Below are 13,393 nucleotides of genomic sequence, written 5' to 3'. Positions count from 1 at the left end.
AAAGCGTGTTGATCAACACACCAATAGTTAGTCACGCAACACAGCACCAGTCAGTTCAGATGCTTTTGCAACTGCAGCGTCTACTGCTGCTTGAATATCCGTATCTTCTAAGGTGCGTTCAGTAGATAGCAAGCTCAGTGCAATAGCCAAACTTTTCTTACCTTCTTCAACGCCTTTACCTTGGTAAACGTCGAACAAGCTAGCGTCTACTAAGAATTCCGCTTCCGATGCAAGACAAGCATCGACAACGTCGCTAGAACTTACCGTCTCATCAACAACCAAAGCGATATCACGACGGTTTGATGGGAACTTAGATAGAGTTACAGCTTCAGGAATTACACGCTCAGCGATCGCATTCCACTCAATCTCAAAGGCAATAGTGCGGCCGTTCAAGCCAAATTTGCGCTCAAGGTCTGGGTGAACGGTACCAATGATACCAACTGGTACATCATCAATGACGATAGCTGCGGTTTGCCCTGGGTGTAGTGCAGGATGCTCAGCTGGAACAAAACTAAATGACTTGTCTTTAACTGTAAGCTCAAGAATCGCTTCTAGGTCACCTTTCAAGTCAAAGAAGTCAACGGTTTCTGTCTCAATTGACCAATGCTCTTCGCTACGCGCACCAGAAATCACTGCTGCCAGCATTGGTTCTTGGCGAATGCCGTTCTCAGCTGACTCATCAGGAATAAAACGCAAACCGTGTTCAAATACTCGTACACGAGATTGCTGACGTTTTTGGTTGCGAGAAACCGTATTCAGCAAGCCTTGAATTAGGTTCAAGCGCATTGCTGACATATCAGCAGAAATTGGGTTTGGCAGAATCAATGCGTCGACTTCTGGAACAATGAGTTTCTGCTGCTCTGGCTCAACAAAGCTGTAAGTGATAGCTTCGTAGAAACCGCGGTCAACCAATAAATCGCGAACGCGTTTTAGCGGCAGACGTGCTTCTTTGTGATCATTCATTGCTAGCGTAGCAATTGGCGCTTGATTAGGAATGTTGTCGTAACCGTAGATTCGACCGACTTCTTCTATCAAGTCTTGTTCGATAGCAATGTCAAAACGCCATGTTGGTGCCGTCGCTGACCAACCATTGTCTGTTGTTACAACAGTCAGACCTAGTCTTTCTAGAATTTCAACCACATCAGAATCTGGGATATGGTGACCTAACAAGTCATCTAGCTTTTCACGACGCAAGGAAACAGTATTTGGCTTAGGAAGATCCGCTTCTGATTCAACCGCCACAACTGGAGCAACTTCACCGCCACAAATCTCAACCAAAAGCTGAGTCGCGCGCTCCATTGCATGGTACTGCAAATCGTAATCCACACCACGCTCGTAGCGCATTGAAGAATCAGTATGCAGACCATAAGTTCTTGCGCGACCACGGATATGATCCGGAGCGAAGAACGCACATTCAAACAAGATGTCTGTTGTTTCAGAAGTAACACCAGATTCTTCACCACCAAATACACCGCCAATGGCTAGTGCTTTATTGTGGTCAGCAATAACAAGTGTTTCAGCTGTCAGTTCAACTTCATTGCCATCTAGCAAGGTGAGTTTTTCGCCCGCTTCCGCAAGACGAACCACAATGCCACCTTCGATCTTAGCCAAATCAAATGCATGCATTGGCTGACCTTGCTCAAGCAGCACGTAGTTAGTAATGTCTACGACCGGGTCAATAGAACGAATTCCACAACGACGCAATTTTTCTTGCATCCAAAGTGGCGTCTCTGCTTTCACATTAACGTTCTTAACAACACGGCCAAGGTAACGCGGACAAGCAGCTGGCGCTTTAACGTCAATAGAAACGGTATCATCAATACTTGGGGATACTGCCTCGACAGTTGGCTCGTTAGCATCTAGGCGATTTAGTACACCAACTTCGCGAGCCAAACCACGTAGGCTAAAGCAATCGGCGCGGTTTGACGTCAAGTCTACATCGATAGTGACATCGTTAAGCGATAAGAACTCACGAAAATCTTGACCAATTGGTGCATCTTCAACTAATTCCAAGATGCCGTCTGATTCAACGTCGATACCTAGCTCAGAGAACGAACAAAGCATACCGTGAGAAGGTTGACCACGCAGTTTTGCCTTTTTGATTTTGAAATCACCCGGCAGAACAGCGCCAACGGTTGCAACAGCCACTTTCAGGCCTTGGCGACAGTTGGGAGCACCACAAACGATATCTAGAAGTTCGTCTTCGCCGACGTCGACTTTGGTTACACGAAGTTTGTCTGCATCAGGATGTTGACCACATTCGACAACCTTACCTACTTTTACGCCAGTGAATTCACCAGCAACAGGCAAAACGTCATCTACTTCTAAACCAGCCATTGTGATTTGGTGAGCAAGTTGCTCAGTATTTACATCAGGGCTAACCCATTCACGTAGCCACGATTCGCTAAATTTCATGTTTTACTACCCCGAATTATTTGAATTGCTTAAGGAAACGAAGATCATTTTCGAAGAATGAACGCAGGTCGTTCACGCCGTAGCGCAACATAGCCAAACGCTCGATACCGATACCAAAGGCAAAACCAGAGTATTTTTCAGGATCAATTCCAACGCTGCGCAGTACATTTGGATGCACCATGCCACAGCCAAGAATTTCTAACCACTTGCCATCTTTACGCTTAACGTCAACTTCTGCTGAAGGTTCAGTAAACGGGAAGTATGACGGACGGAAACGAACTTCCAACTCTTCTTCAAAGAAGTTAGTTAGGAAGTCATTAAGAATGCCTTTTAGATGACCAAAGTTAACTTTCTCGTCAATCAACATGCCTTCCACTTGGTGGAACATTGGCGTGTGAGTTTGGTCGTAGTCGTTGCGGTAAACACGACCCGGTGCAATAAAGCGAAGTGGTGGTTGACGCTCTTCCATAGTACGGATCTGTACGCCAGAGGTGTGGGTACGCAACATCAACTTTGGATTAAAGAAGAAAGTGTCGTGATCGGTACGTGCAGGGTGATCATCAGCAATGTTCAATGCATCGAAGTTATGGAAGTCATCTTCAATTTCTGGACCAGATTCAACGGTAAAACCAAGCTCACCAAAGAAGCTTTCAATACGCTCGATAGTGCGAGTTACTGGGTGAATAGCACCATTTTCAATGCGACGGCCTGGTAGTGAAACGTCTATCGTTTCTGCTGCCAATTTCGCTTCCAACTCAGCACGTTGTAGGGCTTCTTTACGAGCCGAAATCGCTTGCTGAACTGCGCCTTTACCTTTATTGATTTCTTGGCCTGCTTCACGGCGCTCTTCCGGTGGCAATTTGCCTAGGCTTTGCAATAAAGACGTCAATTCCCCTTTTTTACCGAGAAATTGTACTCGAACATCATCGAGTGCAACCAAGGAGTCAGCCGATTCAATCGCGGCGGTCGCTTTGGCAATGATCTCTTGTAGATTTTGCATCGTTTCCTCATCTACCGCTGGGTAGTGTCCATAAGGTATCCCCGTTCAATCGTGAACAAGGAGACAAAGTATTAGATAAATAGCCTTTTATACTAACCAAAACAGCTAGTCAAAGCCAAACTCAAATAGGCTTTTAGCTAAAATTTGTTCGATTTTACTATCAAATAAAACCGTCAAAGCGGAATTGCGAGATAAAGTGCTCATAAATCGAACTTTTCGCCCATAGTCTCTTTGCAATTGCTACCTCTATTACTTTATGTGAATTGGAATTATTCATCATAAGCTGTACTTATGAATAGTGACATTCTGATTAGTACTTGCTGTTTGTCCTAAAAGCACAGCGCTGATAGATTGGCTTACGACAAAAAAGTTCAGGTTATCCAATAAATCAAATAAGTTAAGCAGTATGTCGATACAAATTGTCCCTATTACCAGTCGTTATGATGACGAAATTAAAAACATTATTGAAACTGTCGGTAAAGAGTTTGGAGCGGTTGGTGAAGGCTTCGGACCATCAGACCCGGAAGTTCAAGCAATGAGCCAGCACTATGGACCTGAGTTTTCCAGTCTATATTTAGTCGCTCTCGACGAAGACGGTGAAGTATTGGGAGGATGTGGCGTTGCACCTTTTAATGAAAGTACATTGACGTGTGAATTGAAAAAGCTGTTCCTTTCTCCGAAATCTAGAGGTAAAGGCGCCGGGAAAGCACTAAGCCTTGCTTGTTTAGAGTTTGCCAAAGAACAAGGATTTACCCACTGCTATCTAGACACGCTAAAAACCATGACAGCAGCTATCAAATTATACGAAAGCATGGGTTTTGAACACCTAGATCAGCCGTTGGAAACGGAACACACAGGCTGTGATGTTTGGATGATGAAAGCGTTATAAATTACTTGGATATTTAAATCCACAACACTTTACAGACGACGTGTATTCTTGGTCCGGTACAATGAATCGATCAAACTTCTTGTACCTAATGCTCGTTGTCTTTTTTTGCGAATCTATTTTATTTTCACGTCTAAACCAAGTGATACAGCGGCTCCGAGTAATGTCGTTACAACCACCGAAGTCAAAGTACCAATCAACACATATTCAGTAATACTTCGATCATCTGACTTGCTCAAATCACCAAATCGAAAGATGGATTTTGCGGCTAATACAAAGCCAACTGCTGCATAGCTTCCCACCAGCGTAAAAGTAAGAATCAAAATACGTTCTAAGTATCCAATTAATTCTCCACCAGCAATAAGCCCATTAACCTGCGCACTTTCGTTTTCCTCTGTAATAGAGTGCTTGCTTAACACATAGCCGATAACAACCGACGTGGGTTTCAAAATCACTAGATAAGCTACTGCCACCAAAAGAGAATCAAACAAACGTTCATGGGCTAGAATTGACTCCACCGTTACATTGGAGGACATATGAAAAGCGATCCCCCCAAGCAAAACGATAAGTACACTTTGAACGAATAGAAAATGAGAGAAGGTTTTGTTATCTCGTACAGTGACTTTCCACAAGTTAACCGCCAAGTGACCGCCAATCATGATGATGACCAACCAAAACGTTGAACGCCAATCAATGCCCAATATAAGCGCAGGAATGATTAACGCCGCACCATATATCAACGAATGCAAATACAGCTCAGCATCTTTGTACGTTAATCTTTTGGATACTTGCTTGAGTCGGCTTGGTAATAGGTAAAAATCAAAAACAATATGAATCAATAAGAAAGATATAAATACTTCCCAAAAATCAAACATGTTTGAATTCCAATACTTGTTTTGCAAAGTGAGCATTAAGCTCATTAATCAATGACCAACCCGATGCTTTGAGTGATTTACTGACCGTCGGCGCAGCAATGTGAAGTTGCTGTGACAACTCGTTCACTGATAGGGCCTGTGCATTTTGAAGCATTGGTAAAATCACTTCACATTGACGTGCCGTTAAATCACTTAACTGTCTATCAAGATACTTGAATAACAAATCAAATTGATTGGCTAACTTCGGTTGGTCCGAACTGAATAAAAGACGACTGCTTTTCATGTCTTTAAGTCCACGGCCAGAAAGAATAAATGCTTCTCCCATCGATTCCGAAACCGAATCGCGTAGATCTGCATTTGAAGCTATCGCAAAACTGATTCGGCAGTCAAACGCTTTGCCTAAAGCTTTGATTCCAATTCGATAATACATCGCATATTTTAACGCGTATTCAATATCGTGAACCACAGTCTGGAACTCATCACCACGTGAAATACTATGGTCATTAGCAGCATGTCCTTGGCTAATCCATTTTTGAATGGTTTTAAGCTGATGCAGCAGTTGATCAAATTGCTCAGAATTCAATTTGGTTGAGTTAACCACATCGCCACTTATCACGGCGATAGCACAGTTGGTCGTTTTCACGTTCAAGCTCCAATATCCACACAGAGACAATTTAGCTCCAAAAGGCTAAAAACGCAAATTTAGCTATTAATGGCTAAATTTGCGTTTTTAGCGATATATGGGAGATGGAATTAAAAAGATGAACTGATTGAACGTTACGGGTTAGCCGGACTGCAGTAACTAAAGTTACCGAATTGAAGCCGGCTTATTTAACTATTTTCTGGTTGCTGCCAACCAACTAGGCATACGCCCAGTTAACGCAAAGAGCGCCACTCCGCATGTAGAGGTGACGACACAAGCCAAAATCACTAAGTCTATGAAGGTAGAATCTGGAGACAGCGCGTTATTAAATTCTCGAATACTGGCAGACGTGCCAACGACAACCAACAATATTGCTAGAACGCGAAACATCCCTTTCGCTTTTGAATGATTTGTTGAAGACAATGCTTTTCCAATTCCTATTTCATGAGTTAGTCACAATGTACAATTTGGATTTATCAAATCAAGATTCTTGTTTTTAAAAATTCCAAATATTTGGGATCGTCTTCTTCGAAAATTTCTTCACCTGCGTACATATATGCACGTGTTAACTCTTCAGAAGCTTTGTTTAGTTCATTCAATTCGAAAAAAGCCTGTCCTAACCTAAGGTGGATAAAGGGGTTCCCTACTCCACCAGCTGAAAGAACTGCTTGAATAAAACAATTTTTCATTCGTTGAAATTCCAGCATTCGAAAATTAGCATCACCCAAAGCGACATAAATCCAAGTAGATGCTTCGTAGTCGGAAGCTGGCTCAGGAATGAGTTCCAGTGCATCGAAGTACATGTTCTTAGCCTCTTCAAAACGATTACTTCTAGCTAAACGGTCGCCATACGAACACAACGCTTTAATTTTGGCTTCGATTTCTGTTGATAAGACCATTTAAATTACCTTTATATAAACGCAACTACAGCCGAACAACGAAAGCAAAAAAGAGGCACTTAATGCTTGTCCTTGTATATTTGCGCGTTTTCGCCAAACGCTTTTGGCGGGTCGTTATCCCCACATTATTTATAACACTCGTAACATGCCTACTTGTGCATTTAATGTACAAGCAATTCTCATAAATGGCTTGTACAGCGTATAGCTATATCTGACTTAGAATGGTTGGATCTGTAATCTTATCGTCGTCCGCAAGTAAGAACGCTTTAGAAAGCACAATTGATAGGCCTTTGTCCCCTTCAAACGGCAAGAAAAGCTTATCAACATTTTTATCTTTGCCGCGCCCTGGAACTATACATAGGTATTTATCGTTAGGCGCAATCAAAATATTACCGCTTCCAATGTGAATCTTGTATGTATGTTTGATCCCAGTTACAAACAAAAACTTTCCATCAATCTTTGCTTTATCGCGAATTTTCAAACGTGGAAGTAATCGTTGAAGAACACTTTTACGAGTCTTAGCAATTTCCGTTAAGTCACCAAAGGAATATGAATGCCAGTAGTCTCGATAGTCTTGTCTTGCCTCTGGGCCACCATCTTGCCATAGAGGATCATTACCTACACTGGCCACGCCGACAAATAAATCAACATCACGCATTATTTCAGATAGCACTAGCTTGGGAACATGTATTAGCTCCACTGGCTCTTCATCTTCATTAACAAAGCGTACTTGATCCGTCGCTACGTAATTCCAAATTCCAGCTTCATTATAACTATCGACATCATCGATAATTTCGTTAATCCAAAATTGAGCTGTCAATGCTGAATCAGGCAGTGGCTTTCTTGCTATCTCACCATCACGACCATCATCGTATGCACCTAACAGCGAATATGACCAACCTCGCAATGCAGCCAAGGAGTTAAACTGATGTTGCTTCAGAATATGTGCGGCCATACGATTAGAGTAGATTCGAGTTGTTATCTCAGCATCAGTTAGTAAATATATCTCACGATAGGCTTGCTTAACGGGTTGTTTGATTTCCAAGTCATTAAGCACATCGCGCCATTTAATTACTGAATCAGGTTCGGTCTCTATCGGATGCCAAAGGTGAAACGTTGAGTTTTCATGAAATGACAATGAGTTACTATTTTCATCGATCCAGTTTCCATTGTGAAAGAATGCTGGTCTTCCATCGATTACCCATATAAGTTTCCTAGCGATCACACATATTAAGCCGTGATTTAAGTAATATTTTTCGAAGTCTTCCTTATTCCAAGACGAATTTTCTAAATATAGACGATCGATTCTATCTCTCTGCGTTACAGAAGCTTGTTTTATCTGCTTCACTAGCTCACGAAGTTTTTTAAGTTTATCAGAGAGTTTTGTTGACTCTTTAACGAAAGCGGGTACGGACTTTTGCAGTTTCCCGTCGGGCTTAATCCATTGTTGTGTTACTTCTCCTACACGGTTTAATGTTATCTTAAAGCCGTATTCATCAAACGTTTCTATCCTTTCACCGTTAACAAGACCGTAATCTGAAGCTGCAATTTCTTCTATTTTTGACGATTTTATACCTTGTTTTTCAGCTTGTTCATCGATGTATTTTTGAATCAACTTCTGAGTATTATTCTGTCGAATACGCAGTTTTAAACGAGATAGATGGCTTATACCCATTAATCCCTTTGATTGCGCTAAAGCGTAAATGGCTGAATTACCAACTCCAGCAGCTGCTGGGCCAACACCTGGGATTTTCTGGAAGCATTTTTCAGCCACGTGCGCGATGTTCTTCAGCGATTCTTGATCATGAAATCGGCTCATAGACCATAGTAATCCTTTTAGAGGATTTTGACTGTGGTTCTCAATATATTCATGTGTCTCATAGTTATACTCGCGCCCATTAAAGTTATTGGTTCTAGTCTCAGTGACTACGCTAAGGTTTGCTGCGGCATTAAACCAAATATTTGCGTTCTTTTTAAATTTATCAGCACCAATATCGTCGATTAGAACATTGACTTGGTTTAAAAATTTTTTGCTTGGCTTGCCACCAGATGCGGTCGCCAGATGATGAAAAAGCGTATGCCATTTATCGATATCAGAATTGGTCTCTGGAGTAAGTGTTTCAGTGAATACCGTACCCATTGGGCCGTTGCCATATTGGTATGGAATAACAGCTATGTCGTCTGAGTTAGTTGCTAATATCATGGATAGTTTATTTACGGCTTTTTTTAAATCAGGGCCATAATAGCTAGTTTGAGTGTTTGTACTTTCATTAAGTTTTTTGATAATAGGTATAGAGAGAAGAGTGTTAATTTCATACTCAATAACATTTGTTAAACCTATGCGCTTGACATGCTTTTCAACCATTGTAACGAAAGCACCAAAGGCACGTTGTCCAAGTGAGTACTGATCTATAGACTTAGAGGAAGCATAGAGTGCCTTGAATAAACAAACAAAACTATAATCTTCAACGAAATCAAAACGCGTACGCATAAAGGCATCTAACAAATTTGATGCAACTGTGTAATCGTCACCGCGCAGGTGCTTATAGTGTTGACTATTTTTATAGCGTTTATCTGGTTTATCTAGACTATTGGTATAAATAATAAGGCTTTCTAGAATTGGTACTTTATCACTAGGTTTCATTCCTTTTAAAACCTGGTATGTTTCGCAGTCCTTTAACTCTAGACGAGAATATATAGATATATATTGCTTACTATTTGAAACGAATGTCTCTATGTCTTTAAATAGCGTGATATGTTCGGCGGGTAGATCAGGTTCAGCACTTTTGTTTAGTATTCTATTAGTTAATTCTTTTAGCATAGTTATCTTTTTTCACCCGCCCACAAGTGGAGTCAGTTTAATAAAACTTATGGCTGGGTTCGAGTTGATTTCAACGAGCTCATCAAGTGACTCAGCTTGATAATCATCTATAAGTATAAAAAATCCATTACTCTCAAACGCATTGAATGCAACTTCTATCTGTTTATCTGCGTCTATTCGTTTTCTGTTTTTCATTTTAGTTCGATTAAGTTTTATTTCATCGTCATTTGGTTGCACGAGGTAGTTTTCGTATTCTGAAGCTTCTGAATTATATCGTTGAACTTCATGGAGGACTCGAACAGTAATAACATCTCTAATAGAGATAGTAATTTTGTCAAAAGATAAATCAAACTCATTGAGTACATTACCAGTGGCACTTTCGTCGCGAACACGAAGAATGTTGTTATGGAGCATACTAAGTCCCTATAGATTCATTATGATAACGCTTCTTTTGTACTGTTTTTAAAGCGCAGCGACAAAAAATAAGCGTAGTAACGAGCGTCAATTTCATATGACCTTAAATATATGTTTAGTGGACATTCGAACCTTCACTATTTTTTAACATTGACACTGAAAGCTCACCGTTATCTTTTTCATTTGTCACCCAGACTGCAATTTGGTCACCAGACAGCTCATAATGAACCCTTATCAAAGGCTCTCTTGCTTTTTCTAGTTTGTATCCTCGAATACTCAATTGACCGATTAAGCTCTCTTTAGTCGCTATGGTTTCTGAACTGCGATGAAACTCCAAAGTAATCTGATCCTGCATATCTTCATCTGTACTGAATGAGTAGGAGCCTTGTATCGGGTAGTTTTCACCTTGCTTTGAAAAGGGTGCAATTGTCCCATCGTAGATCCGAATTCCGAAATTCTGAGTCAAAACCCCACCTGATGATATAAGAGCATTTGAATCAATAACTAACCGATTAGTATTCAAAGTATTCTTCCTTGAAAAATTGTCTTAAGTATAATTTACCGTACTACGCTAATTTTTCGCTCGTCCCGACCAAGCCACAGCGCACACTGAATTTTCAAACCAAAACCGCCAGACTGTTTTGCGTCGCTAATATGTTTTTGTTAGACACCGACCGCAACGCAAAGCGGTTTGCCCTCTGCACCAAGATGCCCAAAACAATCGATTAACTCAATGATCAGTGGTGATTTTTGCTAAACCACTCGAAACCTGAAACTGTGGGAAAGGAAGATTGGAAACGAACCAAATATGGTGAAAAACTCTCAACAATTGCGAAACCCAAAAGTACTAACTTGAACAAGAGGTATAAAACTTGCCTTTGGTGCGCCACGACTTAGCCGCAGCACACACTGAATTTTTAAACCAAAACCGCCAGACTGTTTTGCGCCACCAACATGTTTTAGTAATACGCTGACTCTAAACCCAAAGCGGCTTGTCCGCCCCACCAAGATGCCCAAGATAAGCGATTAACTCAATGATTAGCGGTGATTTTTTCTGAACCGCTCGAAACCCAAAACTAAGCTGAAGTTGGAATGGTAACGAACTAAAGCAGGCGGTGAATTTTCAACAAATACAGACACAAAACGCACTAACTAAAAATGGGGTATAACGCTTGCTGTAAACGGTACAAAATAGCAGGCTGAAACTGGCGACGAAGGAGCAAAAGCCTGCTGTTTTGTGTCCTTTGTTTAACGGCCTTGTTATGTAGCTGCTTCTCTGACTTCACAATTCATTATTGAAAATTGAGATATCAAATCGAAAGCTGATTTAGATACAAGCAACAAAAATACAAAACAAAATACAAGGACACCCACTTTAGTGAAGTGGCTTTGTAGTTATCAACATCAACAAACAATTCATTTACATTGGTATCCCGACTGGCTCTTAAACCAGCTAGTCTTATTTGGTTACTGCCAAGCGCTTCGTTAGGGTTGAGCCATCTATCAAAGTTCTGGATTAAATTGTGACTCTGCCACGCCACCAACTGATTGATTCCCAAATCACCCCTTACTACCACTGTGTTTCTCGCTGTGTTCGTCGCGCATTTTTATGTGGTCAGTCAGATGGCCAGAATTACGAGCATCGCAGGGCTTGGGTTGAAAAGCGGATGATTTTGTTGGCTCAACATTTTTGTATTGATGTCTGCGCTTACGCCATTATGAGCAACCACTATCATTTGGTTCTGCATATCAATGAGGCGAAAGCAAATAGCTTGTCAGATATGGAAGTGTGTGAACGCTGGTTAGCTTTTCACGTGGGGCCGCCTCTCATTCAAAAATATGTAAAAGAGAAACATGTCTCTGCATCCGAATGGAAAATCTGTAAATCCATCATTCAAACATGGCGAGTGCGCCTCACTCAAATTAGTTGGTTTATGGCCTTGCTCAACCAACATATTGCGCGAGAAGCGAACAAGGAAGAAGGATGCACAGGTCGATTTTGGGAAGGACGCTACAAGAGTCAGGCACTGCTTGATGAGGCAGCGCTTGCCGCAGCCATGGCCTATGTGGACTTAAATCCCATTCGTGCGAAGATGACGAAAAAGCCAGAGCGCTCAGACCATACATCTGTCAAAGCCAGAATTGAAGCAATTGAACAAAACAGCCCCACCCCAGCGTTTCTGTTCCCGTTCGTGGGAAATCCAAGAAAAACCATGCCAGAAGGTCTTCCATTTCGTTTGATGGATTATCTAGAGTTAGTTGACTGGACAGGACGAATTGAGCGCGAAGACAAAAGAGGTGCGATTAAGCACAAGCAGCCCAGTATTCTGACTCGCCTCAACATAGACCGAAAAGACTGGCAACGCGCCTACGCAAAATTTGAATCTAAGCCGCTTATTGGAAACCAACCAAGCCTGTTATCTGCTCTACCCAAACTCAAGCGGCGACGAAATACTGGACTCATCATTTCAACCGTTTAATTTTTCGAAAGCCCAACCACCCTTTTTACCCAACCGATGGCCTTCGGCTGTTTTCCATGCACGAAATCTCGAAAAATTCTCATCAAACCGACATATTTGGGTTCTATTAAGCTCCTAACCATGTTGGAGCAACATTATTCCACTCGAATACCAAGGTGACTATGGTAGACAAAAACCTTTTCGTTAACGGGCACTAAAGTGGGTGTCCTTGTCATTCTTGTTTTCCATACCTGAAATCTCGAAAACTTCCCATCAAACCGACATATTTGGTTTCTATTAAGCCCCTAACCATGATGGAGCAACATTAATCAACTCAAGTCCCAAAATGACGATGGAAGCAAAAACCATTTCGTTAACGGGCACTAAAGTGGGTGTCTTTGTTATTCTGGTTAGCTTAATTTCACCTAACGCTTATGGAGCATTCTATAGAGAGAAAAAGCGGCTAATAATAAACTCGGCGTGTACCAAGCCATAGAACTCACGTTGTACTTATTAACCACGATATACACTAAGTTTATTACTAGCGTAATTTCACAAGTCACATAAGCAATGAAAAAGGTCTTTGACCACTCAACCAGCTTATCCATCGTTGACAGAAACCAAGTTCGCTCATCGAGGATAAACGACAACGACACTAAAAAGGAGATTATTACTGCTACAGACCTAGAACTCTCAGTTTCCACTAAGTCTTGCATCAAATTGAATAGTAAACTGGTCACCAGAACAACATTGAGATTAGACATTGTTGATACCGACATTACGCATGAAAATTCTGGGATAGTAGCAAACGGCCAAATCTCTGTGTCTACTTATAGTACTACTGTTTGTGAGTAAGCTAACAATTTTTCAAAGACAAAATGTCCATATAATCCGTCCACAGGCACTATTTTGTGCTTGTGGCTATCTGCGTCACAGTAGCATATAAAGTTATGTAATACATACAGTTATCATTCACATCTT

12 protein-coding genes are annotated in these 13,393 nt (G+C 41.3%); 2 read left to right on the top strand and 10 right to left on the bottom strand.

Annotated elements, in window-relative coordinates; all coding sequences use genetic code 11:
* Positions 1-27 precede the first annotated feature (27 nt).
* Together pheT and pheS are read right to left on the bottom strand one after the other, a co-directional pair.
* Entirely contained in the window at positions 28-2,415 is a 2,388-nt protein-coding gene (gene pheT / locus ACXAFJ_RS05695) for a phenylalanine--tRNA ligase subunit beta (RefSeq protein WP_475322022.1), read from the bottom strand.
* Between the two features lie 16 nt (positions 2,416-2,431).
* Positions 2,432-3,415: a phenylalanine--tRNA ligase subunit alpha gene (gene pheS, locus ACXAFJ_RS05690; protein WP_475322020.1), complete on the bottom strand. Its 984-nt coding sequence runs from the start codon at positions 3,413-3,415 to the stop codon at positions 2,432-2,434.
* Positions 3,416-3,821: 406 nt separating this feature from the next.
* Between pheS and ACXAFJ_RS05685 the strand changes: the two genes are divergently transcribed.
* Positions 3,822-4,304 carry a GNAT family N-acetyltransferase gene (locus ACXAFJ_RS05685; protein ID WP_475322019.1) on the top strand — a complete coding sequence of 161 codons (483 nt, stop codon included), beginning with the start codon at positions 3,822-3,824 and terminating at the stop codon, positions 4,302-4,304.
* A 113-nt stretch (positions 4,305-4,417) separates the two neighbouring features.
* Here the strand turns inward: ACXAFJ_RS05685 and ACXAFJ_RS05680 are convergent, their stop codons facing one another.
* The 7 genes from ACXAFJ_RS05680 to ACXAFJ_RS05650 form a co-directional block, all read right to left on the bottom strand.
* Entirely contained in the window at positions 4,418-5,176 is a 759-nt protein-coding gene (locus ACXAFJ_RS05680) for a DUF3307 domain-containing protein (RefSeq protein WP_475322017.1), read from the bottom strand.
* A complete protein-coding gene (locus ACXAFJ_RS05675) occupies positions 5,169-5,819 on the bottom strand; it encodes a hypothetical protein (RefSeq protein WP_475322015.1) in 651 nt (216 codons plus the stop codon). The genes ACXAFJ_RS05680 and ACXAFJ_RS05675 overlap by 8 nt, the downstream gene beginning before the upstream one ends.
* A gap of 192 nt (positions 5,820-6,011) precedes the next feature.
* Positions 6,012-6,242: a hypothetical protein gene (locus tag ACXAFJ_RS05670; protein ID WP_475322014.1), complete on the bottom strand. Its 231-nt coding sequence runs from the start codon at positions 6,240-6,242 to the stop codon at positions 6,012-6,014.
* A gap of 53 nt (positions 6,243-6,295) precedes the next feature.
* Positions 6,296-6,718: a tetratricopeptide repeat protein gene (locus tag ACXAFJ_RS05665; RefSeq protein WP_475322012.1), complete on the bottom strand. Its 423-nt coding sequence runs from the start codon at positions 6,716-6,718 to the stop codon at positions 6,296-6,298.
* A 205-nt stretch (positions 6,719-6,923) separates the two neighbouring features.
* Positions 6,924-9,539, bottom strand: coding sequence for a DUF4132 domain-containing protein (locus ACXAFJ_RS05660; protein ID WP_475322011.1), 2,616 nt, complete (start codon positions 9,537-9,539; stop codon positions 6,924-6,926).
* Positions 9,540-9,551: 12 nt separating this feature from the next.
* Entirely contained in the window at positions 9,552-9,953 is a 402-nt protein-coding gene (locus ACXAFJ_RS05655; protein ID WP_475322009.1) for a hypothetical protein, read from the bottom strand.
* A 115-nt stretch (positions 9,954-10,068) separates the two neighbouring features.
* Positions 10,069-10,419, bottom strand: coding sequence for an Hsp70 family protein (locus ACXAFJ_RS05650; RefSeq protein ID WP_475322008.1), 351 nt, complete (start codon positions 10,417-10,419; stop codon positions 10,069-10,071).
* A gap of 1,057 nt (positions 10,420-11,476) precedes the next feature.
* Here ACXAFJ_RS05650 and ACXAFJ_RS05645 point away from each other — a divergent pair.
* Positions 11,477-12,433: a transposase gene (locus tag ACXAFJ_RS05645; protein WP_475322007.1), complete on the top strand. Its 957-nt coding sequence runs from the start codon at positions 11,477-11,479 to the stop codon at positions 12,431-12,433.
* 404 nt (positions 12,434-12,837) lie between these two features.
* On the opposite strand, the gene ACXAFJ_RS05640 is transcribed toward ACXAFJ_RS05645, so the two are convergent.
* Positions 12,838-13,176, bottom strand: coding sequence for a hypothetical protein (locus ACXAFJ_RS05640; protein WP_475322006.1), 339 nt, complete (start codon positions 13,174-13,176; stop codon positions 12,838-12,840).
* Positions 13,177-13,393 lie beyond the last annotated feature (217 nt).

The sequence above is a fragment of the Vibrio sp. ABH4_348 genome (genome assembly GCF_056159765.1).
Note: the sequence above shows the minus strand (reverse complement) of the source record. Positions and strands in the feature narration are given on the sequence as shown.